Source organism: Cellulophaga sp. (genome assembly GCF_039943695.1).
Classification (GTDB): domain Bacteria; phylum Bacteroidota; class Bacteroidia; order Flavobacteriales; family Flavobacteriaceae; genus Cellulophaga.
Genome location: NZ_JBDVAA010000159.1, coordinates 1 through 24,965, shown reverse-complemented (window position 1 = coordinate 24,965; position 24,965 = coordinate 1). Strand labels below are relative to the sequence as shown.

Sequence of the window (24,965 nt, the reverse complement as noted above, 5' to 3'; positions counted from 1 at the left end):
AACCTATTCTTTTTTGATGCTTTTTTAAAAAATATCTGTCCGCGAGTTTTAACCGCTCTTAAACCCTATTACTTTAACTATTGAATGGCGATTATCAACCTATAGAATTATTTGTATAATGGGTAATAAATGGGAGTTATTTTAATATTAAACGAACACAACTTTAAATTTTAAACATAAAAAAAGCCCAAAGTAAAATTTACCTTAGGCTTATATACTGTATATATCTACTACTCTACAGTAACAGACTTTGCTAAATTACGTGGCTGATCTACATTACAACCTCTCATTAATGCAATATGATATGACAACAACTGCAAAGGAATAGTAGTTAATAGCGGCGTAAGAGCCTCTAAAGTCTCTGGAACCTCTATTACATGATCCGCTAAGGCTTTTACTTGAACATCACCCTCTGTAACTACTGCTATAATTTTACCTTTTCTAGATTTGATTTCCTGAATGTTACTTACCACTTTTTCATAATGCCCCTTATTGGTTGCAATTACGATTACAGGCATTGATTCATCAATTAAAGCAATAGGTCCGTGTTTCATTTCTGCAGCAGGATAACCTTCTGCATGTATATAACTAATTTCCTTTAATTTTAAAGCTCCTTCTAAAGCAACAGGAAAGTTATAACCCCTACCCAAATACAAACAATTAGGAGAATCTTTATACACTTCTGCTATTTTTTCTATAGCATCATTAGACTGCAACGCAACCTCTACTTTAGTTGGAATATACTCTAACTCTGTTAGAAAGTTTGTAAACTGTTCGTCTGACAAACTACCTTTTTCCTGAGCTAATTTTAATGCTATTAAACTAAGAACAGTAATTTGAGTTGTAAATGCTTTTGTTGAAGCCACTCCGATTTCTGGACCAGCATGCGTGTAAGCACCAGCATTGGTTTCTCTAGCAATAGAAGAACCAACAACATTACAAACCCCAAATACAAATGCACCATTATCTTTAGCTAATTTAATAGCCGCAAGAGTATCTGCAGTTTCACCTGATTGAGAAATTGCTATTAGAACGTCTTTATCTGTAATAACTGGATTTCTATATCTAAACTCAGAAGCGTATTCTACCTCTACAGGTATGCGCGCTAAATCTTCAAAAATATACTCCGCTACCAAACCTGCATGCCATGACGTACCACAAGCAACAATGATTATACGGTTTGCATTTACAAATTTATCTAGATGCTCATCTATACCAGCCATTTTTATTAGCTTCTGATCCGCTAATAACCTCCCCCTATAAGTATCTAAAATAGCTCTAGGCTGCTCGTATATCTCTTTTAACATAAAGTGATCATAACCACCTTTCTCTATCTCCTCAAGATTCATTTGCAATTCCAAAATGTTTGGATAAGCAACTGCATCATTCTTTATTTTTCTAAGCTTGATTTCTTTACCAAGTCTAATAATAGCCATTTCTTCATCTTCTAAATAAATAGCATTATTAGTAAACTCTATAAACGGAGAAGCATCTGAAGCTATAAAAAACTCATTATCTCCCATACCAATTGCTAATGGACTCCCCAATTTAGCAACTACTATTTCGTCTGGTTTTTTGATATCAAAAACAGCAATAGCATAAGCACCCACAACCTCATTTAAGGCCAATTGAACCGCCTTACCAAGTTTTACTTTTTCCTTTTTTTGAACCTCTTCAATAAGATTGATTAGAACTTCTGTATCTGTGTCAGATTCAAAAGTATACCCTCTTTTTATTAATTCAGTTTTTATAGACTCGTAGTTTTCTATAATCCCGTTGTGAATAATTACTAGTTCACCTGAATTTGAATAATGAGGATGAGAATTAACATCATTAGGAACACCATGGGTTGCCCATCTTGTATGACCAATACCAATAGACCCTTTAGTTGATATAGTTTCTTCTGATTTCTTTTTTAATTCTGATACCTTGCCTTTAGTTTTAGCAAGGTTGATTTTCTCTCCATCAAACAATGCAACACCTGCACTATCATAACCTCTGTACTCTAAACGCTCTAGTCCTTTTATAATAATGGGATAAGCCTCTCTATGACCTATATACCCTACAATTCCACACATAATGTATTCGTTATTAATTATTATAGTTAATGATTAATGCAAATCTAAATATAAATACAAAATAAAAAAGCACTTAACTGTTATAATAACCTAAAAATACTACAAAACGTATAAGTCGTAAAATCTTTTTAATTTGTCTCTGTGTAATAAACCTCTAATTGAAGTTTTTTATCCTCATCAGCAATATTACTACCATAAAGAACAGTTCCAAAAGGATTAACAACAGACAAAAGTGGAATTTCACCTTCACCGTCTTCTAACATTGCCTGAGCATTTACGCTATACCTTATATCTGAAGTAAGAGAAAGTCCTAATGTAATATTTTCTGCATCACGAACAACCAAGTTGTTAATGTATTCGGTAATTCTAATAGTATATTTTACACCTTTACCATCACTTGAAGTCTCTATAATACCATCATAACCCGTAAGAGCACCAAGACTAAGCGGACCATTAGGAATATCATTACCGCTTAATGGAAAACTATATATTGATGTATTATCTTCTGCATTATACAAATATAACCTTGGTGGCTCAGCTACAGCATTACCTGAAGCACCTGCAGCATCTAACGTTTCTCTATCTATATAAAAAACTAGATTAGCCTCATTAATAATCCAATTGTTATTTTTAATCTCAGTAATAGCATCTCTACCATTTACCTCGTCAAACAATTTAATTTCAGCAAATGAACCAGCTCCACCCTTCAAATAAATACGATCTGCATTTTCTCCTGTATCCATTTTATTAGCAATATCAACAGGGTAATCATCATTAACAAAAGAGTTAACAGTATTACCTGAAGCGGCATTAATATCTAATATATATACAGATTCTTCTTCAACAATAGAATCATCTGAAGTATCATCTGCTGTATCATTAGTATCTACTTTATCAAAAGTATAATCTAGGTAAATTTTAGCTGTATCAAAATTCAACAACATCATAAGATCACCATCACCACCAGACGCAGTAAAGTACAGCCCCCTAATAAATTCCTGAAAGTTAGTTTGACTTAAAAGCTCTGTTTGACCTTCGTTATCTAATATATTTTCTTGAAAAAATGGAATAACCTCTTCCAAATCTACAATTATCCCAGGATTCAATCTTCTTTTTACAGTTCCCTTTTCATCATCATCCGTATCGGGATCGTCAACTTCATAGTAAGTTACAGTTTCTGTATCCGTAAAATTAGCTACTCCATCAAAAAGTGTTTCACCAATAAAACTAGGTGAAAACTCAAAATCTGAATAATATATTTGTCTTTCCTCAAAATTTTGTGTCGGATCTACATCTCTAAGAAAGTACGTAGAGCGCTCTACCTTAAAATTAAAAGGAACACTTACATTACCGTAAATACTATCTACCTCATACTGTTTAGCATAAGCCCCTTCTATTATATCCTCTTCATCAGCGTCATTAGTTCCGTCGCCATCCGTATCCGCATTTAAGGGATTTGTCCCCAAAGTCTTTTCTTGCGCATTAGTAAGTCCGTCTCCGTCCGAGTCATTACTTGGATCTTCTGGCTCATCATCTAAACTATCATCTACACCATCGCTATCTATATCTCGCAAGGCATCTGACTTAGTTAAAAAAGGAATATACAATGTAACCTTGTTTACTGTTTCATTTTCCGGTATAGTTGTAACACTCTCATCTGTAGTAGATTCATCTTCTATCGCCTGAGAATACAATCCAAAAGTTGGATTAGCAACACCCCCTGCAAGTCTTAATTGTGAATTTACATAAGCCGTAGTTTTCCCATACAAAGGATCTGCGTAAGTACCTAACTGATAAATTGGCAAACCATTTGTTTGAACAGCTTTAACCTTTTTATTGTAAGCAAAAACATCGTAGACAGCTTTTTTAGCTGTAAAAGGTTCGCCAGAGATAACATCTCCACCAATAGTATCTAACTCATCTTCACACGAAACAAATGTAGACACCAAAAACAACCCTGCTAAAGCAGAAAATACAAACTTATTGTAAAAATTCATGTAACTTATTTTAAAACTTCATTGTTATAAAAGTTGGTATACGCTTCTTCAAATTCTTGAAGAGGAACGTAAGACAACACAGGTTTTTCAAGACCAGTAACATACTCTGTAAGTTCTTCTGGAACTTCATCTGAGGCTAAAATAACAGCATCTGAATAATCTACAGCTACTTTTAACAAATTATTATAGTTAGGAGTAGACAAAGAATCTACTTTATCCTCACTTATCTCATCAAAAGCAATTTTTTTAACAATATTTTTATCTAGTTCACCTTCAAAACCTTGATTATAAACAGATGTAACAACTTTACTTTCTGCAAATAAAGGCTCATCTGCATAAAACTGTTTTAAATACAATGGCACTAAAGAAGCCATCCAACCGTGTACGTGAATAATATCTGGAGACCAGTTTAATTTTTTAACTGTCTCTACAACACCTTTTGCAAAAAATATTGCACGCTCATCATTATCAGGAAATAATGTGCCGTTTTCATCAGTAAAGGTTGCTTTTCTTTTAAAATACTCTTCATTGTCTATAAAATAAACCTGAATACGTTCTTTAGGGATTGAAGCAACTTTTATAATTAACGGCATATCCATATCGTTAATTACTAAATTCATACCAGACAGACGAATAACTTCGTGCAACTGATGCCTTCTTTCATTTATATTACCATAACGTGGCATAAATATTCTAATTTGCCCGCCTTTACTATTCACCATACGTGGTGTTTCATAAGACATTTGGGAAACTTGATTCTCTGGGAGATAGGGCATTAATTCTGAAGATACAAACAATATCTTTTTACCATTCATAAGAAGCTGATTTTTATTTATCAAAAAAGCGTAGGATGCAAAATTACAAAAATTATAGAGATTAACGGTAATTATAGTAAGTTTGCTCTCGTTTTAAATTAAATTTATGCATATTTTTCATAAAATTGAAGAGTTAGAAAATCATTTTTCTACCGTATCTAAAGAAGAATCCGTAGGTATGGTGCCAACTATGGGAGCTTTACACAAAGGTCATATTTCTTTAGTTAAAAAGGCTTTAAACGATAATAATCACGTAATTGTGAGCATTTTTGTAAACCCAACGCAGTTTAATAACGCCGAAGATTTAGAAAAATACCCTCAAACTTTAAAAGAAGATGTTGCTCTGCTAACAGAAGCTTCTAAAAAAATTATAGTTTTTGCTCCGTCTGCACAAGAAATTTACAAAAGCGGAATAAAATCTGACACATACAATTTTGGAGGTTTAGAAAAAGTAATGGAAGGCGAGTTTAGAGACGGTCATTTTGACGGCGTTGGAACAATTGTTGAAAAACTATTTGACATTGGAAAACCTGACAATGCTTATTTTGGAGAGAAAGATTACCAACAACTACAAATTATAAAGAAACTAGTTTCTTTAAAAAAAATACCCGTAAATATTATTGGTTGCCCTATAGTTAGGGAAGAAAACGGACTAGCAATGAGCTCTAGAAATGAGCGTTTAACACCAGAATTACGAACCGAAGCGTCTTTCATATACAAAACATTAAATGATGCCAAACAAAAATTTGGCACAAAAAGTGCTTTAGAAGTAACCAAGTGGGTTACTGCACAGTTTGCTAAAAATAAATTATTGGAGCTAGAATATTTTACTATTACAAATGCAGACAACCTACAAACAATTAAAAGAAAAATTAAAACTAAAAAATATAGAGCCTTTATTGCCGTTTATGCTAAAGATATAAGACTGATAGACAATATAGCTTTAAATTAATTACCTTTGTATTATGCAGATAGAAGTAGTAAAATCTAAAATTCACCGTGTAAAAGTTACAGGTGCAGACCTAAATTATATTGGCAGTATTACCATTGATGAAGATTTAATGGACGCCGCTAACATTATTAGAGGAGAAAAAGTACAAATTGTTAATAACAACAATGGCGAAAGACTAGAAACTTACGCAATACCAGGACCAAGAAAAAGTGGAGAAATTACCCTTAATGGTGCTGCTGCCCGTAAAGTTGCTGCTGGTGACATTCTTATTTTAATTACATATGCACGTATGGATATTGAGGAAGCTAAGAAATTTAATCCATCTCTGGTTTTTCCTAATGAAGAAAATAATCTATTAAACTAATTTTTTGACCGCCTCTTTAAAAAAAACCTTAAAAACAGTACTTCCAATTGCGTTTGGACTGTTTTTAGTTTGGTACTCTTACAATTCTACTTCTGCCGAGGATAGAAAACAGATTATCTTTTATATAAAAGAGGCTGACTTATTTTGGGTTGGAATCTCATTAATGATGGGTGTTTTAAGTCACGTATCTAGAGCAATTAGATGGAACTACCTTTTAGAACCACTTGGCTACAAACCCAAAATAATTAATAACATACTTATTATATTAACTTCATACTTTGCCAACTTGGGAATTCCTAGGTCTGGCGAAATTTTGCGCGCCACAGCACTAACAACTTATGAAGATGTTCCTTTTGAAAAAGGTTTTGGGACTATTGTAACAGAAAGAGTAATAGATTTAATAATGCTATTACTTATTATTGTAGTTACCTTTTTTTTACAGACTGATATTATTATAGAATTCTTTAAAAATAAAGGATTTAACCTTACTAAAATATTTATACTCTTAGGTGGCGCAGGCGTTGCCGCTTTAGCTTTCTTTTATTTTATTAAAAAATCTACTCACCCTTTTTTAGTTAAAATTAAAGACTTTGTAACCGGACTTTTACAAGGCGTTACTAGTATTTTTAAAATGAAGAATAAATGGCCATTTATTTTTCATACACTATTTATATGGAGTGTTTACGTAGGAATGTTCTGGGTTATAAAATTTACAGTACCAGAGACTATAGATTTATCTATTAGTCAGCTTTTAGTTGCCTTTATTTTTGGAGCATTTGCAATGACCGCAACTAATGGCGGTATAGGACTTTACCCTATTGTTGTGAGCAGCGCTCTGGCTATTTTTGGCATAAGCAGTGTTTCTGGCGATGCTTTTGGTTGGATTATGTGGATATCACAAACTTTGTTAGTTGTTGTTTTTGGGGCAATATCTTTTCTACTATTACCGTTATTAAAAAGAACCAAATAGTCTTTTTAGAACAAAGAATAAACCCAAAATGAAAAAAACAATCTTAACCTTTGCCCTATTTATAGGGTTAAATGCATTTGCACAAGTTAAAACCGAAGTCTTTGAATCTTTTAAACTTCAACAAAAAAGAGATATTAGTTATTACATTCCTGAGGAATATAATGAAGAAGACCAACATACGCTAATTGTTGTTTTAGATGCAGAGTATATGTTTGACGATGTTGTAGCTAAAGCCAAATTTTTTAGTAGATTTCACGGAATGCCTCCAGCAATTGTAGTTGGCATTCACCAACAAGCCAACCAAGCTAGGTTAAAAGACTGTTCTTTTAATGAAGAAAATGGTTTGCCAACAGAAGAAGGCAAAGCTTTTTTTGAATTTCTGGGTATGGAAGTTGTTCCCAACTTAGAAAGCACTTACAATATATCTCCTTTTAAAATGATTGTTGGCTATGATATTACTGCCAATTTTGAAAATTTTTACCTTTTTAAAGAAAACCCACTTTTTAGCTCATACATAAGTATATCTCCAACTTTAGCGCCAGAAATGGAATCTAGAGTTGCTAATAGAATTGGAGCTATAGATAAACAAATATTTTACCACTTAATTGTTGAAGAAAATAAAAACACAAAACAACTTGCCGAGTTTAATACCTCATTAGCTGCAATAGAAAAAGAAACTTTTAAGTACTACTTTGATGCTTATGACACCAACCATACATCTATAGCTACTTTTGGACTAGGAAAAGCTTTTGATGATATTTTTGAAATTTTTAAACCTATTAGTCCAAAAGAGTATAAAACTAAAATTATTACTTCTGAAGAGCCTGCTTACGCATATCTAGAAAAAAAATACGCTACAATTAAGGAAACTTTTGGTTTTACAAAAAGAGTAGATCTTAATGATGTTATGGCAATATATTCTGCTAGTAAAAAGAAAGAAGAACCAGAATCTCTAAAAGAGCTATCTGACCTTTGTAAAAAAGAATTTCCGGATACAATGCTTGGCTTTTATTTTGAAGGTGAATATTTTGAAGAAATAGGAGAGCCAAAAAAAGCACTACGTACGTTTGAAAAAGCTTTTGGAATGAACGAGATAGACTTTTTAACTAAAGATATGGCTTTAGAAAAAATTGATGCTTTAAAAGCTGACTTCGGATATTAATTTAATAAAATACTATAGACTAGCTCTATAGCAGAAAGATAAAATTCTAAACTTTATAGTACCTTTGGCTAAAACCAATAAGTAGGTTATGGCTAAGACTAAAACAGCTTTTTTTTGTCAAAATTGCGGTACTCAATACGCAAAATGGGCAGGACAATGTGGCGCTTGTAAAGAATGGAATACTATTGTAGAAGAGGTTATACAAAAAGAAGAAAAAAATAGCTGGAAACCTCCAAGCAACACACCTAAAGTTGCAACAAAACCTTTACGTGTTAAAGAAATTAGCACAGAAAAAGAATTACGCCTTAACACCTATGATCTTGAGTTTAACAGGGTTTTAGGTGGTGGCTTAGTTCCAGGCTCCTTAACACTATTGGGTGGCGAACCAGGAATAGGAAAAAGTACACTATTACTACAAGTCTCGCTTAAACTACCTTATAAAACTTTATATGTCTCTGGTGAAGAAAGTCAGAAACAAATAAAAATGAGAGCAGACCGTATAACAACGGATAGTGAAACTTGCTTTATACTTACAGAAACTAAAACACAAAATATTTTTAAGCAAGTAGAAACTATTCAGCCTGATATTTTGGTTATAGATTCTATACAAACACTACACTCAGACTACATAGAGTCTGCCGCAGGTAGCATATCACAGATTAGAGAATGTACTGCAGAACTCATAAAGTTTGCAAAAGAAACCAATACTCCAGTTATTTTAATTGGCCATATTACAAAGGATGGCACTATTGCCGGACCAAAAATTTTAGAACATATGGTAGATACTGTTTTACAATTTGAGGGCGACCGAAATTATGTATACAGAATTTTACGCGCATTAAAAAATAGATTTGGCTCTACTGCAGAATTAGGAATTTATGAGATGCTTGGTAGTGGTTTACGAGAAGTAAACAACCCATCAGAGATTTTAATTTCTAAAAACGATGAAGGACTAAGCGGAACAGCCATTTCTGCCTCTATAGAAGGTATGCGCCCCTTAATGATAGAAATACAAGCCCTAGTTAGCACTGCTGTGTATGGAACACCACAAAGATCTACAACAGGATTTAATGCAAAAAGACTTAATATGTTATTAGCCGTTTTAGAAAAACGTGCCGGTTTTATGTTAGGCGCTAAAGATGTATTTTTAAATATAACAGGTGGTATTACTGTAGATGACCCTGCTATTGACTTAGCTGTAATTGCAGCTATATTGTCTAGCAACTCAGACATTGCAATTCCTAAAGGTGTATGTTTTGCCGCTGAAGTTGGTTTAGCAGGAGAAATTAGACCTATACAACGAGTGGACCAACGTATATCCGAAGCAGAAAAACTTGGATTTACAGCCATATTTGTGTCTAAAAACAATAAAATCACCTTAAAAAATACAGTTATAAAAGTACACTTGGTCTCAAAAATTGAAGATGTAGTAAGAGTTTTGTTTAATTAAAAAACTCAAGTTATTTAACTTTTAATTAATATTCTTACGCTATGTTGCGGTATAAATCTTGATAATAAGTAGTCTTAATCCTTGAAAAAATAAGATGAAAAAATTATTACTTATTACCTTTTTAGCAATCTACGGAACAAGTGTTGCTCAAGAAAATGAAATCAAAAGAGTAATTCCTAAAGACACCTGGAGTATTGGTGGCGGTCTAAATATTGGCTCAAGCAAAACTGAAAACTTTCAAGTCAATCAAGACGACAACACGTACAGTAAGGGTTTTTCATTCGGTTTTACACCAAAAATTGGATACACTATAGCTAATGACTTAACTGTTGGACTAGGAATAGGAATGGACTATGCTAAATCTGAAGAGAATTATAACGATGAAGAGTCCACAAATAAAAGTCTAGGATATATAATTAACCCATTTATTAGAAAAAACTTTGGAGCTGGCAAAAACTTAAGTTTATTTCTTCAGGCCGAAGGTAGATACTCTTTATACGAGAGAAAAGATTCAAATTCTGATAGTTATGAAGATCCCAAAAAAAAAATATTCATTGGCTTAAGACCAGGACTCAACTATTTTTTAAGTAATAAAATAGCATTAGAAGCTACTATTGGTAGTCTTGGGTACAATTATAGTTCTTATAAATATCGTATTGACTCATTTATCACTAAAAGAGAAAGCAACACATTTAATTTTGATTTATCAACAAGTAATATTAATCTAGGGGTTTTAATCCTTCTTTAAACAAAAAAGAGGCTGCACAATATGTACAGCCTCTTTTATATTTTTACTTGTTTTTGAATATTATTAAGGAGCTGGGTTTGGTATTTGCTTATGTATAGCCTCTATACTTTCCAAAACCTCATCGGTTAACTTTACATTTACGCTTCCAATATTTTCTTCTAGTTGCTTTAAATTGGTAGCTCCTATAATTGTACTTTTTACAAACGGCCTAGAGTTTACATATGCCAATGCCATTTGCGGTAAATACAAACCGTGCTCACGGGCTAAATCACAATACATTTGTGTTGCTTTCTGCGCATTTTCCCCACTATATCTATTATAATTAGGAAACATAGTTACCCTTGCATTTGCCGGTTGCAAACCACCAAGATATTTACCACTTAATACACCAAAACCTAGTGGAGAATATGGTATTAAAGCAATATCCTCTCTCATAGATATTTCTGCTAAGCCAACTTCAAAAGTTCTATTAAGCAAACTATAAGGGTTTTGTATGGTAGACATACGCGGTAATTTTCTGTGCACTTTACTTTCTTCTAAAAAGCGCATTGTTCCCCAAGGCGTTTCATTAGACAAGCCAATGTGCTTTATTTTTCCGTCATTTACTAAATCTCCTAAAGTATCTAATACTTGATGAATATTATCTTCCCAAAAGTCATTTATTTTATGCTCATACCCTCTTTGTCCAAAATAGTTTGTCTGGCGCTCTGGCCAATGTAATTGATACAAATCAATCACATCTGTTTGTAGGCGTTTTAAACTGTTCTCTACCGCAGTAATTAACCCTTCTTTTTGAAAGCCAGTTGTTCTAATGTGTTTAGTAAAATCTGCTTTACCTGCAATTTTAGAAGCTATTATAACTTTATCTCTGTTACCTGTTTCTTTAAACCACTTCCCTATAATTTTTTCAGTCTCTGCATATAACTCTGCCTTTGCCGGTACAGGGTATAATTCTGCTGTGTCAAAAAAATTGACTCCTTGTTCTAAAGCATAATTCATTTGTTCAAATGCTTCTTCAATATTATTTTGTCTGCCCCAAGTCATTGTACCTAAGCAGATTTCACTCACCTCTAAATTAGAATGTGGTAGTTTAGTGTATTTCATAGTCATTTATATGGTAAAAATTCTTCATGTTCTTAACCAAATCTAGGAAATTAAATAGTCTAATCAAACATATAAACAGGCATTTGTTACAGATTTTACTATAAAAAAACAGCGTTTGCCTTAGCTAAGACAAACGCTGTTTTTAATATTTTACTAAGTGAGTTTTATAACGTCCTGAAATACTCAGTTATAGCTCTTGCTTCTTCTTCTGTTAAACCTTGATTAGTCATTAAAGCATTATTGTATTCCTTATATAATGCTTTTGCTATAGGATCTTCTTTTAACATCCCCTCAGGGTTTAAAATCATATTCATAACCCACTCTGGGCTTCTACGATCTAAAACACCTTTTACAGCAGGACCAATTAAACGCATATCTGTTGCGTGGCAAGCCACACATTTAGAGTTAAAAATAGACTCGCCATTTGCCGCCATTTCTGCATCTACTTCTGCGCTTAAATCTACAGATTTAATAGGACCAACACCTTTATTGTCCATATCTACAGGAACACCTTCTTGTTTTTCTGCTGTTTTATCTTCTTTTTTGGTTCTGTTCATTTCAAAACCATCGGATTTTTTATCCTCTTTTTTGTCGCCACAACTCGCCATAAATACGCCTGCAACTAAGATTAAAAGTAATTTTTTCATGTGTTTAAGTTTTAAAGCACTAATATAAGCAATACTCTTATTTAAACCTGCTCTTCTAAAAATTTAACTGCCCTTTTTTCTGCATACGTAATGTTATTGTCGCCATAGAACCCAACGTGTCCTCCGTACAACGGCATTTCTAAAAACAAATTCCTATTTTTCTCTGCTTCATTAACAGGATAACAAGCTTCACCTAAAAAAGAATCATTTTTTGCATTCAAAATTATAGTAGGTACTTTTATTTCTGATAAAAACTGTAAGCAACTTGCCTTAGTATAATAATCCAAAGCATCTACAAATCCATTTGCCCTACTGGTGTATACATCATCAAAATCTTTTAAGGTTTTAATTTTTTTTATTTCTGATACATCTATTTTATCTGGAAATTGCTCCTGTTTTATTCGCAACTTCTCAAGCAAACGTTTTTTAAAGTTGGTTGCATACAGTATATTTTTGGGCTTTAACAATTCTTCTAAAGAACTAGCCAAACTACAAGGAACAGAAACACCTACACCCGCTTTAATTTCTGGTGGCCTTTGCCTATTTTCTCCTAAATACTTCAAAATTAAATTACCTCCCAAGCTAAAACCTTGCAATACAATTTTAGAATACATTTTTAAACCCAAAATATGCTGCACAACAGCATCTAGATCTTCTGTAGCACCAGAGTGGTAAGACCTAAACAGTACATTTGTTTCTCCGCTACAACCTCTTAAATTTACTGCACATACATTATAATTACATAACAAAAGCTCTCTTGTTGCTCCTAAAATGTAAGGACGCTGTGCATTACCCTCTAAACCATGTACAACTACAGCAACTTTATCTGTCTTGTTAGATGTAAAACTCCAATCTAAATCTAAAAAATCACCATCTGATAATTGTATGCGCTCTCTTTTTTGTGTTGGCACTTCTACAGATCTAAATAAACCCGTGTAGAGTGTAGAGAAATGTCCACTTTTAAAAAGTAAAGGCGGATTGTAAAATGGTTGTAATATTGGCATTATATTATTTAGGGTATACTTCTAATAATTTCTTTTGCTCTTCAATAGCCTCTACAAATTCAGTTTTTAAGGTGGCAACTAACTCAGATACAGGAACAGCGTTACTAATATTAGTTACACCTTGCCCAGCAGACCAAATTGTTTTCCATGCTTTAGCCTCGGTATCCATCTCTTTACCAAAATTTATTTTAGTATCCTTTTTTAAATCTTCTTCTGTAATACCAGCTGCTTTTAAACTTGCTCCTAAAAAGTTAGCATGCACACCAGATATAGATGCTGTATAAACAACATCACTAGCACCTGCATCAATAATCATTTTTTTATAATCTTCTGTTGCCTTACTTTCTACAGTATTTATAAAACGCGTACCCATATAAGCAACATCTGCCCCCATCTGTCTTGCAGAAGCAATATCTCTTCCTGTACTAATACAACCAGATAATATAACTGTTTTAGTAAAGAACTTTTTAATTTCTGCAACCAAAGGCATAGGATTTAATGTACCTGCATGACCACCTGCACCAGCAGCAACAACTATTAAACCGTCTACACCAGCTTCTGAAGCTTTTTCTGCATGACGTTTTTTTATAACATCATGAAAAACTAATCCTCCATAACTATGTACCGCGTCTACTACTTGTGACACCGCACCTAAAGATGTTATTATTAGCGGTACCTTATGCTTTATGCATAACATAAGATCTGCCTCTAATCTAGGATTTGTTTGATGTACAATTAAATTAACACCAAACGGAGCAGCTTTTTTACCTGTTTCTTCCTCAAAAGCTTTTAGCTCTTCTTTAATCTGAATTAACCACTCTTCAAAACCTTCACTTGTTCTTTGATTAAGTGCAGGAAATGTACCTACTATTCCATTTTTACAGCATTCTATAACCAATTTTGGTCCAGAAATTAAAAACATTGGTGCGGCTATTACCGGCAGGGAAAGATCTTTTACAAATGGGGCAATTGTTCTCATGAATATGTTTTTTTAAATTAAAAAAATAAAAAGTAGAAATTTAACTACTTTTAATAGGGTAATATGTTTAAGTTTCTCAAAACTATAGTATTTTTATCATTTATTATGCACGCATAACAATTAATTCTAAAAAATATGTACTTAAAAGAGTTTGAAATTAGATGGAGTGATATTGATGCTAACTGGCACTTAGCCAATTCTGCTTATGTAAATTATATGAGCCAAACTAGAATGGGGTTTTTAATGGAATTGGGTTTTAACCAGAAATCTATGGCCGATAACAAAATAGGACCTGTTGTTTTTTATGAACACATCTATTATTTTAAAGAAGCTTTTTTTGGTAAACCAGTAAAAGTATCTTTAGAATTAATGGGGTTAAGTGAAGATGGAAAATTTTTTAAATTTCATCATAATTTTTTTGATTCTAAAGGAAGGAATTTTGCTCATTGCGAAATTCTAGGCGCTTGGATAAACTTACAAACAAGAAGCTTAACAGGCTTACCTGAAGAGTTTATGAATGCTTTTTCTAAAGTTGAAAAAGCTGATGATTTTAAAATACTTACAAAAGAAGACACACGTAAATTTGCAAAGGTTCCTAAAGATTTACCACTTTAGACATTTACTGGTAATTTGGGTTTTTTAGTTGCCAAGTACAGCCCTAAAATAACCAAAACTGTGCCCGCCACTTTTACCGTAGTTAAAGTATCTTTACCCGTTACTACCGCAAATAAAATCCCTATTAGTGGTTGTGCATAAGAAAAAGCGCTTACTGTAGATGCTTTTAATTTTGACAACCCGTATACGTTAAATAAATAAGTTAAAAAAGTAGTTCCTACTATAACAAACACAATAGAGCCAATACCACTAGTTGGTATTGTGCTCCATTCAATTTCTCTAAATTCTGAAATTGTAACCGGAAAACAAAGTACAAGACCAATTGTAAACAGCCATTTTAATAATGTAAACATATGGTATTTTTCTAATAGCTTTTTTATCAATATTAAATATGTACCAAAACTAATAGCGTTTACAACAAATAAAATATTACCTAACGGAATATTGGGTGCATCCTGTCTTAATTCTGCACCGTACAAAATCAAAAACAATGCTCCTATCAATCCTAATCCAATACCCAAGCCTTTTTGTAGTGTTACTTTTTCTTTTATAAAAATAGCGGACATTACAACTACTAAAATGGGTACAATTGTAATTAATACCGCACTATTAATTGGCGTAGATAATTCTAACCCCTTAAAAAAACTAAGCATATTAATACCCATACCTGTTAAGGCACACAAAAACAATCTGCCCCAGTCTCTACGTTCTATTTTTTGATTAGGTATAAATAAGGAACACAACCAAAACAATAAAGAAGCTCCTAATAAACGTACCATAATAAAACCAAAAGGTTTTATATAGGTTGGCATAACACCTTTTGCAATAGTATGGTTTAAACCATAAATTGTAGTTGCCCCTAAACAGGCTAATATGGCCAGTGTTCTTTTACTCACCCTGAATTTTTTCTTTAGCTGCAGCAACAACTTTTTTACTATTGCCAACAAATACAGCATCACCAACCAAAATAACTGGTCGTTTTAAAAAGGTATAGTGTTCTAATATTAAGCTTTTATAATCTTCCTCTGTTAATTGTTTATCTGCAAGGCCTTTTTCTTTATACAAACGTGCTCTTTTGCTAAACAATGCTTCATAACTCCCCGTTAAACCATACATTTCCTCTAGTTGAGTATCTGTTATGTTTTCGGTTTTTATATCTTGTAATTCAAAACCATCTAAAGGCTGTAGTTCCTTTATAATTCTTTTACAAGTGTCACAAGTACTTAAATGATATATTTTCTTCATTTTATTTTAACTATTTAGAATCTAACTTAGGAAACAAAAAACTGACTACAAAGAAACCCAATTTGATTGAATTGTACTATTTTTATCAAAAAACATAATTGTGGAATATTTACTTGACACTTCTAAGCAAATTAGAAAAATATTACTTAAAATTTTAGAAGAAACTCCTAGAGAATTACTTTTAGAAATACCTAAAAACTTTAATAATAATATTTGGTGGAACATTGCACACGTTGTAGTTACACAACAACTATTAGTATACAAGTTTAGTGGTATGCCTATGCTTGTTTCTGATGAAATGGTAGAAAAATTTAAAAAAGGCACTTACCCTGATGGAAAAGTTACTGATGAAGAAATAACACAAATTAAAGATCTTTTGTTTTCTACTTTAAAACAAACAGAAGCAGATTACAAAGCGGGCAACTTTAAAAATTACAACGCATACACAACAAGCCTTAATGTAACATTAAGTAACGCTGTAGAAGCTATGAAATTTAACGCCTTACACGAAGGAATACATATAGGTGCTATTTTAGCCCTAAAAAGAAACGTTGGTAAGTAACAACAAGAACAACTACCAGAGAGTAATTTTTATTTAAAAGTTACTCTTTTTCTTTACCTTTTATTGCTAACATTTTGTTTACTTCTGCATATGGTAATAAAACTTCTATTTGCCCGTCTGCATAAGAGCCAACTTCATATGTGTTGTAAAGCAATCTTAACCCTGTTTTAGTATAACCTATGTTATCTGGCAGAGTAAAAACCTCTTCTTCAAACATAAAACCAGTATCATTAATAGGAACGTCTGCTGGTATTTTTTCTTGAGCTCTAAATGTAGCTTCTGCCAAATTATAAAATGCTTCTTTACTTGCAAACAATTCTTCATTTGGTATTAACTCTCCTTTTACAGCATCAAAATTTAATAAAATACTAGATTCATAACCGTGCGCACCTCCTGTAAATTCGTAAGTTTCTAAATCTATTGTAATTATTTTATCAGTTTCATAAGCTACTTCGCCATCTATGGTTACCTCCCAGCGTGTTGCATCTCCTGGTAATTTTTCTTTTACACTTAAAAACTCTTCGTTTAAAGAAGAAATGGCATCATCAATATTATCAACAACCACCTCGTCATCAAAAATTAAAAGCGAAATTATTTTATCTTTTATAACTTTATTAATTGCTGCCGCTACTTTTGTTTCTTTTATGGCTTTTGGTACATTTACTACAACTAAAGGTTTATTTATTTCTTTTTCTGTTGAAATAGTTAAGGTCTCAAAAGAAATTTCTTTTTTGTTATTACAACCAATTAATACGACTAAAAAAAGGAATAAGAAAAATTTATGATTCATAGCTAAATAAGATTGTGCAAGCGCATTGTATTCTGCAAAGATAACGATACATTTGTGTTATAAATAAAGAAGTGTGGGCAAAAATAACTTAAAATTTAACAGCAAAACTATTCACGGAGGTCAAGAACCAGATAAGGCTTACGGAGCTGTTATGCCACCCATTTATCAAACTTCTACATACGCACAAATTACACCTGGCCAACATAAAGGATATGAATATTCTAGAAGTGCCAACCCTACTAGAACAGCCTTAGAAAAATCTTTAGCCAGTATTGAAAACGGAAATTATGGACTAGCATTTGGGAGCGGTATTGCTGCTATAGATGCCGTTATTAAACTTTTAAGTCCTGGCGATGAGGTTATTTCTACAAGCGATTTATATGGCGGCAGCTATCGTTTATTTAAACAGGTTTATGAAAAATTTGGCATTACATTTCATTTTATTGATATGGCCAATGCTAAAAACATAGAAAACTACGTTAACAATAATACAAAACTTATTTGGGTAGAAACACCAACAAACCCAATGATGAATATTATTGACATTGTTGCAGCAAGTAAAATAGCAAAAAAACACAATATACCTTTAGCAGTAGATAACACTTTTGCCACTCCTTATTTGCAAACACCTTTAGATTTAGGTACAGATATAGTTATGCACTCTGCCACAAAATATTTAGGCGGACATAGTGATGTTGTTATGGGGGCTTTAATTGTTAACGATAAAGAATTAGCAGACAAACTATATTATATACAAAAAGCTAGTGGTGCAATTTGTGGGCCTATGGATAGCTTTTTGGTGTTAAGGGGAATAAAAACATTACATGTTAGAATGCAACGCCATTGTGAAAATGGGAAAGCAATAGCAACATATTTAGCTAAGCACCCTAAGGTAGAGAACGTATTTTGGCCTGGTTTTGATACTCACCCTAATTATGAAATAGCAAAAAGTCAAATGAAAGATTTTGGAGGTATGCTATCTTTTGTACCAAAAGGAGCTAATTATAAAGATGCCATTAAAATAGTCGAAAAATTAGAGATTTTTACATTAGCTGAGTCTTTAGGTGGCGTGGAGAGTTTGGCTGGTCACCCAGCAAGTATGACGCATGCAAGTATACCTAAAGAAGACAGAGAAAAAAGCGGAATTGTAGATTCTTTAATACGACTTAGCGTAGGTATAGAAGATGAAAACGACCTAATTAATGACCTAGAACAAGCGATAGGATAATAATTTTATCAAATTTTTAAAAAAACACGGTATAAAATATATAAATAGTATAATTTTGCCGTTATAATTTTAATTCAATAATTTAACAATTATAAAGGTTTCTATATGGAAGCAAAAATAAATGCATTTATGGATGAGGTGAAGACCCGTAACGGTCATGAACCTGAATTTATCCAAGCGGTACAAGAAGTTGCCGAGACAGTAATCCCCTATATTGCTGATCATGATATTTACAATGGCAAAAACATACTTTTACGTATGGTAGAGCCTGAAAGATTAATTTCTTTTAGAGTATCATGGGTAGATGATAATGGAAACATCCACGTAAATAGAGGCTACAGAGTACAAATGAACTCTGCTATAGGACCTTATAAGGGTGGTTTACGTTTTCACCCAAGTGTAAACGCAAGTATTCTTAAATTCTTAGCTTTTGAGCAGGTATTTAAAAATAGTTTAACTACACTACCAATGGGTGGTGGTAAAGGTGGATCTGATTTTGACCCTAAAGGAAAATCTGATGATGAAGTAATGCGTTTTTGCCATGCATTTATGGCTGAACTTTGTCGCCATATTGGACCAAATACAGATGTACCTGCTGGTGACATTGGTGTTGGAGGTAGAGAAATAGGATTCCTTTTTGGAATGTACAAAAAAATAAGAAATGAGTTTACTGGTGTTTTAACAGGTAAAGGACGTTCTTGGGGTGGTTCTTTAATTAGACCAGAAGCTACCGGTTACGGTACAGTTTACTTTGCAGAAAGCATGCTTAAGACTCAAGGACAAGATTTTTCTGGTAAAAATGTAGTTATTTCTGGTTCTGGTAATGTTGCACAATTTGCTGCAGAAAAAGCATTACAATTAGGAGCTAAAGTTTTAACATTATCAGATTCTCAGGGTTACATCTTAGATAAAGATGGTATAGATGCTGAGAAACTTGCTTTTGTAATGGATCTTAAAAACAATAGAAGAGGTCGTATATCTGAATATGCAGATAAATATGCTTCTGCAACTTTTCATAAAGGAGAAACTCCTTGGAATGTTGCTTGTGATATTGCTTTACCATGTGCTACACAGAATGAGTTAGGTGGTGATGATGCCAAAGCATTAATTAAAAACGGATGTATTTGTGTTGCTGAAGGTGCAAATATGCCTTCTACTCCAGAAGCTATTCATGAGTATCATGAAGCAAAAATATTATTTGCTCCAGGTAAGGCTTCTAATGCTGGTGGTGTTGCAACTTCTGGTTTAGAAATGTCTCAGAACTCTTTACGTATTAGCTGGACAAGAGAAGAAGTAGACCAAAGATTAAAAACAATTATGGAGGATATTCATAATTCATGTATTGAGTACGGTAAGGATAAAGATGGCTACTGTAACTATGTAAAAGGAGCAAATATTGCTGGTTTTGTTAAGGTTGCAGACGCTATGTTAGCTCAAGGCGTTATTTAAAACATAACATATATTTTAAAAGCTCCATTAAGTTTTCTTAATGGAGCTTTTTTATTTTCAATCTAAAAATAATAATTCTTCAAATCACTATATTTACAGTACCTAAAAACAACTAATGCAAGTAACCACAAAAGCTATTGTACTTTCTGCACTTAAATATGGCGACAATAGTTTAATTGTAAAAGCATATACGTTATCAGACGGGTTAAAATCTTACCTACTAAAAGGGGTTTTATCTTCAAAAAAAGGAAAAATTAAAGCGGCTTATTTTCAACCTTTAACTCAATTAGAACTTGTTGCTACACATAAAAATAAAGGTACTTTAGAAAGCATTAGAGAAGCTAAAACTAGTTATCATTACCAAACATTACACACTAATATTGCAAAAAATGCAATGGCGCAATTTTTAGCAGAAATGCTAAGTAATAGTTTGTTAGAAGAAGAGCCTAACGAAAACCTTTTTAACTATATAGAAGCTGCACTACAGTGGCTAGACACAGAAACACAAATAGCTAATTTTCATCTTCATTTTTTATTAAGCATAACCAAGTATTTAGGATTTTATCCTGATAATAAAAATGATGATTTTTTCTATTTTGATTTATTAGAAGGAAGTTTTACCAACAAACCCACTCTAAACCCCATATTAGAAGGAAAAAATTTAAATTACTTTAAAACCTTCTTAGGCATAAATTTTGATGCAATAGAAACAGTTAAAATGAATAAAACTGATAGGCAAGAGTTATTAAAATCGCTTATCTTATATTTTGAATTACACTTACAAGGATTTAGAAAACCAAAGTCTCTTGTTATATTAAATGAAATTTTTCGTTAGTATGCGTAGTACTTTTTTTATACTTTTTTTTGTGATTTTTTCTAGTGCTTTTGCGCAAGAAATTATCATTATAGACCAAGATACAAAAGAGCCAATACCAGATGTTGCTATTTTTAATATTGATAAAACCAAAACTGCATTAACAGCTAATAATGGTAGTGCAGATGTTTCAATCTTTAATAAAGATGAAAAAATTACTTTAAAACACATTGGATATCAAACTAAAAAAACAACTAAAAACTTACTTTTAAAAAGAGGAAATACCATTTATATGGTACTAACTGCAGAGGAGCTAGACGGTGTTGTTATGTCGGTCTCTAAATGGGAACAACAAAAAAAAGATGTTCCACAAAAGGTAGCCTCTATTACAGAAAAAACTATAACTTTTACAAATCCACAGACGGCAGCAGATCTATTACAAAAGAGCGGTAAAATATTTGTGCAGAAAAGTCAACTTGGTGGCGGAAGCCCAATGATTAGAGGTTTTGCAACCAACAGGTTATTAATCTCTGTTGATGGCGTACGTATGAATAACGCAATTTTTAGAGGTGGAAATTTACAAAATGTAATCTCTATAGATCCATTTTCTATACAAAACACAGAAGTTATTTTTGGCCCAGGATCTGTTATTTATGGTAGTGACGCTATTGGTGGAGTTTTAAATTTTTATACCAAAAAGCCAATCTTTTCAAAGTCTAAAGAGCCTTTTATTACAGGTAATACTACTTATAGATATTCTACTGCAAACACAGAAAATACAATCCATGCAGACATTAACTACGGAAAACAAAAATGGGCGTTTTTAACTAGTGTTAGCTATACTAATTTTGATGATTTAAAAATGGGTAACAATGGTCCAGATTCTTATTTAAGATCTAATTATATAAAAACTGTAAATGGGAAAGATTTATTAGTAAATAATAGCAACCCTAAAAAGCAGATTGGTACTGGTTACAACCAAATAAATGCAATGCAAAAAATTGCCTTTAAGACTAATAATAATTGGAATTATGATTTAGGGTTTTATTTCTCAGAAACATCGGACTACGGCAGGTATGACCGTTTAATTAGACCAACCAGTGATGGTGAGGGTTTACGCTCTGCAGAATGGTATTATGGACCTCAAGAGTGGTTTATGACAAAAATTGGAGTACAACACCAAGGTAAAGGTAAATTTTATGACAGACTAAAAGTAAATACTGCTTACCAACGCTTTGGAGAAAGTAGAAACGATAGAAATTTTGAATCTACCATACTTAGTAGCACTGAAGAAAACGTACACGCACTGTCTACAAATATTGATCTAGAGAATAAACGTATTGGAGATTTACGTTTATATTATGGGTTAGAATATATTTTTAACAAAGTAAACTCTAACGGTTTTGAAACTAATATTGAAAACAACCAAGTTGCTAATGCAGCATCTAGATACCCAGATGGCGCTACTTGGCAAACTACAGCTGGCTATGTTAATGCAGAATACAAGGCACAACCAAACCTAACTTTACTATCTGGCTTACGTTATAGTCACGTTTGGATTAACGCAGAATTTGACAAAACTTTTTATCCTTTTCCGTTTGATAATGCAAATTTAAACACAGGAGCATTAACAGGTAGTATTGGTTTAAGTTGGTTTCCTAAAGAAAGTCTACAGATAACATTTAATGGTTCTACAGGTTTTAGAGCTCCTAATATTGATGATGTTGGCAAAATATTTGACTCGGAACCAGGATCTGTAGTTGTCCCAAACCCTAATTTAGAAGCTGAATATGCCTATAACGTAGATTTAGGTATACAAAAGAATTTTAATGACAAAATAATAGTTAATGCTGCTGCATTATACACATACTTAGTAGATGCATTAGTTCGTAGAGATTTTACTTTTAATGGTGAAACCGAAATAGAATACCACGGAGAATTAAGCAATGTGCAAGCTATGCAAAATGCGGCAAAAGCTTATGTTCACGGTGTAGAACTTGGAGTAGATGCTTATTTTACAGAGCACCTTTCTTTAACGTCTAATGTAACTTTTACAAAAGGTATTGAAGAAGAGGAAGATGGCACAGAATCTCCAGGAAGACACGTAGCGCCAACTTTTGGTGATATACATTTGATATGGAAAAATGACAAATTAAAGACTGATTTATTTTTCAATTTTAATAGCAAAGTATCTTATAATAACTTATCTAACTCTGAAAAAAGTAAAGAGTATATTTATGCTTCAGATAAAAATGGAAATCCTTATAGTCCAAATTGGCAAACACTAAACTTTAATGCCAGTTATAAAATAACAAATAATTTAAAAGCTACTGTTGGCTGGGAAAACATTACTAACCAACGCTACAGAACATATTCATCTGGTATTGTTGCACCAGGAGCAAACCTAATTTCATCTATTAGTTATCAATTTTAAAAAATTTTAGACACAAAAAAGCCCAATTAAATTAATAATCGGGCTCTTAAAGTATATTTAAAAATATATCTTAGTTAGTCATTTTAGTTGCATATTCTTGCAATTCTTTAGACTTAGCAGTCATATATTCAGTTAACTTTTTAGCATCATCAGCAGAAAGGTTTTTCATAACCTCTTGAGATTTAGTAGCTAATTCTTGTCCTTTAGTTCCAAGAGCAGCAAAAGCAGTCATATTTTTGCTTTCAGCAGCTTCTTTATATTCACTAACGTATTCGTCATATGTTTTAACGTATTCTGCTACTGCAGCATCGTCAAAACTAGGAATACCGTCTACAGCTTCAGTTACAGCTTCTTTAGTTTCCTCAACAACTTCTTTAGCACCATCTACAGCCTCATTAGCTGTATTTTCTGCTGCTTCTGTTGCTTCTTTTGCTTTGTCAGTAGCTTCTTTACAAGATACAAATGATACGCTTAAAGCTAACATTAAAGCAGAACCTAAGATTAATTTTTTCATTCTTTTTAGTTTTTATTGTTTGTTATAATATATGTTACATCTAATTTACGTTCTAAAACATAATTTAGATGTACAAACCTAAAAAAACTTTGGTTAATTTGTTAATAAAAACACAAAAATATTGGCAAACAACTTAAATTTAATGTTTTATAAACGTTAAAAAAAGATTTACTATCCCTACAAATGGCAACTAATTTCCTCACAGTTACATTGTAAATCAATTAAAAATCAGTTAAAAAAAGAAAACGATTAAAAACGGATTTCGTTTTAATGTATTAAAAGCAATATTTACACAAAAATGATTAGTTTTGCAAACATTAAAATGTAGTACCAGAAGCACTTAATATGAAGTTTGAGGAATATAAAGGATTAGATTTACCTAAGGTAGCAGAGAACATACTAGAATATTGGAAAGAGAATAACATTTTTGAAAAAAGTGTTACCAATAGGGAAGGCGGAGAAGGATATGTATTTTTTGAAGGTCCACCTTCTGCAAATGGTATGCCTGGCATACACCACGTTATGGCACGTACCATTAAAGATATTTTTCCTCGTTATAAAACAATGAAAGGGTACCAAGTAAAGCGTAAAGCTGGTTGGGACACCCACGGTTTACCTATAGAACTTGGTGTAGAAAAAGAATTAGGTATTACTAAAGAAGATATTGGCAAAAAAATATCTGTAGAGGAGTACAATGCTGCTTGTAAAAAAGCTGTAATGCGCTATACGGATGTTTGGAACAAAATGACCGAGCAAGTTGGGTATTGGGTAGATATGGAAGATCCGTACATTACTTACAAGTCTAAGTATATGGAGTCTGTTTGGTGGCTACTAAAACAAATATATAGCAAAGATCTAATTTACAAAGGTTATACTATACAGCCATATTCACCTAAAGCTGGTACTGGTCTTAGTTCTCATGAGCTAAACCAACCAGGTACTTACCAAGATGTAACAGATACTACTGTAACTGCTCAATTTAAGGCCAATAAAGAAACGCTACCTAAAGCATTTAAAAATGTAGAAGGCGATGTCTTTTTTATA

General features: G+C 32.5%; 24 protein-coding genes. 13 read left to right on the top strand and 11 right to left on the bottom strand.

Annotated features, from left to right (window positions below; genetic code table 11):
* Positions 1 to 230: 230 nt before the first annotated feature.
* From glmS to ABJD66_RS10410, 3 genes are all read right to left on the bottom strand, one after another.
* Positions 231 to 2,078 (bottom strand): glutamine--fructose-6-phosphate transaminase (isomerizing), encoded by a 1,848-nt coding sequence (gene glmS / locus ABJD66_RS10420; protein WP_100894665.1) that lies wholly within the window; start codon positions 2,076 to 2,078, stop codon positions 231 to 233.
* Positions 2,079 to 2,206: 128 nt separating this feature from the next.
* A complete protein-coding gene (locus ABJD66_RS10415; RefSeq protein WP_348131177.1) occupies positions 2,207 to 4,075 on the bottom strand; it encodes a DUF4270 family protein in 1,869 nt (622 codons plus the stop codon).
* Positions 4,076 to 4,080: 5 nt separating this feature from the next.
* The gene (locus tag ABJD66_RS10410) at positions 4,081 to 4,890 is read right to left on the bottom strand and encodes a glycogen/starch synthase (RefSeq protein WP_348131174.1); all 810 of its coding nucleotides are present in this window, start codon (positions 4,888 to 4,890) and stop codon (positions 4,081 to 4,083) included.
* 106 nt (positions 4,891 to 4,996) lie between these two features.
* On the opposite strand from ABJD66_RS10410, the gene panC reads away from it, so the two are divergent.
* The 6 genes from panC (at position 4,997) to ABJD66_RS10380 (ending at position 10,536) form a co-directional block, all read left to right on the top strand.
* The gene (panC, locus tag ABJD66_RS10405) at positions 4,997 to 5,842 is read left to right on the top strand and encodes a pantoate--beta-alanine ligase (protein ID WP_348131171.1); all 846 of its coding nucleotides are present in this window, start codon (positions 4,997 to 4,999) and stop codon (positions 5,840 to 5,842) included.
* 13 nt (positions 5,843 to 5,855) lie between these two features.
* A complete protein-coding gene (gene panD, locus ABJD66_RS10400; RefSeq protein WP_013620629.1) occupies positions 5,856 to 6,206 on the top strand; it encodes an aspartate 1-decarboxylase in 351 nt (116 codons plus the stop codon).
* Positions 6,207 to 6,210: 4 nt separating this feature from the next.
* Entirely contained in the window at positions 6,211 to 7,176 is a 966-nt protein-coding gene (locus ABJD66_RS10395) for a lysylphosphatidylglycerol synthase transmembrane domain-containing protein (RefSeq protein ID WP_348131167.1), read from the top strand.
* Positions 7,177 to 7,204: 28 nt separating this feature from the next.
* Complete coding sequence (locus tag ABJD66_RS10390; protein WP_100894660.1) at positions 7,205 to 8,338, top strand: alpha/beta hydrolase-fold protein; 1,134 nt, start codon at positions 7,205 to 7,207, stop codon at positions 8,336 to 8,338.
* 88 nt (positions 8,339 to 8,426) lie between these two features.
* A complete protein-coding gene (gene radA, locus ABJD66_RS10385; protein WP_348131164.1) occupies positions 8,427 to 9,788 on the top strand; it encodes a DNA repair protein RadA in 1,362 nt (453 codons plus the stop codon).
* A gap of 94 nt (positions 9,789 to 9,882) precedes the next feature.
* Complete coding sequence (locus ABJD66_RS10380) at positions 9,883 to 10,536, top strand: outer membrane beta-barrel protein (protein ID WP_348131161.1); 654 nt, start codon at positions 9,883 to 9,885, stop codon at positions 10,534 to 10,536.
* A 63-nt stretch (positions 10,537 to 10,599) separates the two neighbouring features.
* Here ABJD66_RS10380 and ABJD66_RS10375 read toward each other — a convergent pair whose 3' ends face one another.
* The 4 genes from ABJD66_RS10375 to ABJD66_RS10360 all read right to left on the bottom strand — a co-directional run bounded on the left by ABJD66_RS10375 (position 10,600) and on the right by ABJD66_RS10360 (position 14,270).
* The gene (locus ABJD66_RS10375; RefSeq protein WP_348131158.1) at positions 10,600 to 11,640 is read right to left on the bottom strand and encodes an aldo/keto reductase; all 1,041 of its coding nucleotides are present in this window, start codon (positions 11,638 to 11,640) and stop codon (positions 10,600 to 10,602) included.
* Between the two features lie 164 nt (positions 11,641 to 11,804).
* Positions 11,805 to 12,287, bottom strand: coding sequence for a cytochrome c (locus ABJD66_RS10370; protein ID WP_100894656.1), 483 nt, complete (start codon positions 12,285 to 12,287; stop codon positions 11,805 to 11,807).
* Between the two features lie 41 nt (positions 12,288 to 12,328).
* Positions 12,329 to 13,291, bottom strand: coding sequence for an alpha/beta fold hydrolase (locus ABJD66_RS10365; RefSeq protein WP_100894655.1), 963 nt, complete (start codon positions 13,289 to 13,291; stop codon positions 12,329 to 12,331).
* A gap of 4 nt (positions 13,292 to 13,295) precedes the next feature.
* Positions 13,296 to 14,270 carry a nitronate monooxygenase gene (locus ABJD66_RS10360; RefSeq protein ID WP_348131155.1) on the bottom strand — a complete coding sequence of 325 codons (975 nt, stop codon included), beginning with the start codon at positions 14,268 to 14,270 and terminating at the stop codon, positions 13,296 to 13,298.
* 135 nt (positions 14,271 to 14,405) lie between these two features.
* On the opposite strand from ABJD66_RS10360, the gene ABJD66_RS10355 reads away from it, so the two are divergent.
* Complete coding sequence (locus ABJD66_RS10355) at positions 14,406 to 14,885, top strand: acyl-CoA thioesterase (protein WP_100894653.1); 480 nt, start codon at positions 14,406 to 14,408, stop codon at positions 14,883 to 14,885.
* Here ABJD66_RS10355 and ABJD66_RS10350 read toward each other — a convergent pair.
* Together ABJD66_RS10350 and ABJD66_RS10345 are read right to left on the bottom strand one after the other, a co-directional pair.
* The gene (locus tag ABJD66_RS10350) at positions 14,882 to 15,781 is read right to left on the bottom strand and encodes a DMT family transporter (protein ID WP_348131151.1); all 900 of its coding nucleotides are present in this window, start codon (positions 15,779 to 15,781) and stop codon (positions 14,882 to 14,884) included. The genes ABJD66_RS10355 and ABJD66_RS10350 overlap by 4 nt on opposite strands.
* The gene (locus ABJD66_RS10345; protein ID WP_100894651.1) at positions 15,774 to 16,130 is read right to left on the bottom strand and encodes an ArsC/Spx/MgsR family protein; all 357 of its coding nucleotides are present in this window, start codon (positions 16,128 to 16,130) and stop codon (positions 15,774 to 15,776) included. The genes ABJD66_RS10350 and ABJD66_RS10345 overlap by 8 nt, the downstream gene beginning before the upstream one ends.
* A gap of 100 nt (positions 16,131 to 16,230) precedes the next feature.
* Between ABJD66_RS10345 and ABJD66_RS10340 the strand changes: the two genes are divergently transcribed.
* Entirely contained in the window at positions 16,231 to 16,692 is a 462-nt protein-coding gene (locus ABJD66_RS10340; RefSeq protein ID WP_100894650.1) for a DinB family protein, read from the top strand.
* A gap of 40 nt (positions 16,693 to 16,732) precedes the next feature.
* Here ABJD66_RS10340 and ABJD66_RS10335 read toward each other — a convergent pair whose 3' ends face one another.
* The gene (locus ABJD66_RS10335; protein WP_303541954.1) at positions 16,733 to 17,482 is read right to left on the bottom strand and encodes a DUF3298 and DUF4163 domain-containing protein; all 750 of its coding nucleotides are present in this window, start codon (positions 17,480 to 17,482) and stop codon (positions 16,733 to 16,735) included.
* A 73-nt stretch (positions 17,483 to 17,555) separates the two neighbouring features.
* On the opposite strand from ABJD66_RS10335, the gene ABJD66_RS10330 reads away from it, so the two are divergent.
* From ABJD66_RS10330 to ABJD66_RS10315, 4 genes are all read left to right on the top strand, one after another.
* The gene (locus tag ABJD66_RS10330) at positions 17,556 to 18,710 is read left to right on the top strand and encodes a cystathionine gamma-synthase (RefSeq protein ID WP_348131146.1); all 1,155 of its coding nucleotides are present in this window, start codon (positions 17,556 to 17,558) and stop codon (positions 18,708 to 18,710) included.
* Between the two features lie 105 nt (positions 18,711 to 18,815).
* A complete protein-coding gene (gene gdhA, locus ABJD66_RS10325; RefSeq protein ID WP_100894647.1) occupies positions 18,816 to 20,159 on the top strand; it encodes an NADP-specific glutamate dehydrogenase in 1,344 nt (447 codons plus the stop codon).
* A gap of 115 nt (positions 20,160 to 20,274) precedes the next feature.
* Positions 20,275 to 20,994 carry a DNA repair protein RecO gene (gene recO, locus ABJD66_RS10320; protein WP_303541959.1) on the top strand — a complete coding sequence of 240 codons (720 nt, stop codon included), beginning with the start codon at positions 20,275 to 20,277 and terminating at the stop codon, positions 20,992 to 20,994.
* A gap of 1 nt (position 20,995) precedes the next feature.
* Positions 20,996 to 23,407, top strand: coding sequence for a TonB-dependent receptor (locus ABJD66_RS10315; protein ID WP_348131142.1), 2,412 nt, complete (start codon positions 20,996 to 20,998; stop codon positions 23,405 to 23,407).
* Positions 23,408 to 23,477: 70 nt separating this feature from the next.
* Here ABJD66_RS10315 and ABJD66_RS10310 read toward each other — a convergent pair whose 3' ends face one another.
* Positions 23,478 to 23,921 carry a hypothetical protein gene (locus ABJD66_RS10310; protein WP_348131139.1) on the bottom strand — a complete coding sequence of 148 codons (444 nt, stop codon included), beginning with the start codon at positions 23,919 to 23,921 and terminating at the stop codon, positions 23,478 to 23,480.
* A gap of 345 nt (positions 23,922 to 24,266) precedes the next feature.
* Here ABJD66_RS10310 and ABJD66_RS10305 point away from each other — a divergent pair.
* Positions 24,267 to 24,965, top strand: a 699-nt coding sequence (locus tag ABJD66_RS10305; RefSeq protein ID WP_348131136.1) for a class I tRNA ligase family protein, incomplete at its 3' end; no start/stop codon positions are given.

Bases quoted from the DNA above. Each gene is read 5' to 3' on its own strand.
- glmS (WP_100894665.1), bottom strand. From the start codon at position 2,078: ATGTGTGGAATTGTAGGGTATATAGGTCATAGAGAGGCTTATCCCATT.
- ABJD66_RS10415 (WP_348131177.1), bottom strand. From the start codon at position 4,075: ATGAATTTTTACAATAAGTTTGTATTTTCTGCTTTAGCAGGGTTGTTT.
- ABJD66_RS10410 (WP_348131174.1), bottom strand. From the start codon at position 4,890: ATGAATGGTAAAAAGATATTGTTTGTATCTTCAGAATTAATGCCCTAT.
- panC (WP_348131171.1), top strand. From the start codon at position 4,997: ATGCATATTTTTCATAAAATTGAAGAGTTAGAAAATCATTTTTCTACC.
- panD (WP_013620629.1), top strand. From the start codon at position 5,856: ATGCAGATAGAAGTAGTAAAATCTAAAATTCACCGTGTAAAAGTTACA.
- ABJD66_RS10390 (WP_100894660.1), top strand. From the start codon at position 7,205: ATGAAAAAAACAATCTTAACCTTTGCCCTATTTATAGGGTTAAATGCA.
- radA (WP_348131164.1), top strand. From the start codon at position 8,427: ATGGCTAAGACTAAAACAGCTTTTTTTTGTCAAAATTGCGGTACTCAA.
- ABJD66_RS10380 (WP_348131161.1), top strand. From the start codon at position 9,883: ATGAAAAAATTATTACTTATTACCTTTTTAGCAATCTACGGAACAAGT.
- ABJD66_RS10375 (WP_348131158.1), bottom strand. From the start codon at position 11,640: ATGAAATACACTAAACTACCACATTCTAATTTAGAGGTGAGTGAAATC.
- ABJD66_RS10370 (WP_100894656.1), bottom strand. From the start codon at position 12,287: ATGAAAAAATTACTTTTAATCTTAGTTGCAGGCGTATTTATGGCGAGT.
- ABJD66_RS10365 (WP_100894655.1), bottom strand. From the start codon at position 13,291: ATGCCAATATTACAACCATTTTACAATCCGCCTTTACTTTTTAAAAGT.
- ABJD66_RS10360 (WP_348131155.1), bottom strand. From the start codon at position 14,270: ATGAGAACAATTGCCCCATTTGTAAAAGATCTTTCCCTGCCGGTAATA.
- ABJD66_RS10355 (WP_100894653.1), top strand. From the start codon at position 14,406: ATGTACTTAAAAGAGTTTGAAATTAGATGGAGTGATATTGATGCTAAC.
- ABJD66_RS10345 (WP_100894651.1), bottom strand. From the start codon at position 16,130: ATGAAGAAAATATATCATTTAAGTACTTGTGACACTTGTAAAAGAATT.
- ABJD66_RS10335 (WP_303541954.1), bottom strand. From the start codon at position 17,482: ATGAATCATAAATTTTTCTTATTCCTTTTTTTAGTCGTATTAATTGGT.
- gdhA (WP_100894647.1), top strand. From the start codon at position 18,816: ATGGAAGCAAAAATAAATGCATTTATGGATGAGGTGAAGACCCGTAAC.
- recO (WP_303541959.1), top strand. From the start codon at position 20,275: ATGCAAGTAACCACAAAAGCTATTGTACTTTCTGCACTTAAATATGGC.
- ABJD66_RS10315 (WP_348131142.1), top strand. From the start codon at position 20,996: ATGCGTAGTACTTTTTTTATACTTTTTTTTGTGATTTTTTCTAGTGCT.
- ABJD66_RS10310 (WP_348131139.1), bottom strand. From the start codon at position 23,921: ATGAAAAAATTAATCTTAGGTTCTGCTTTAATGTTAGCTTTAAGCGTA.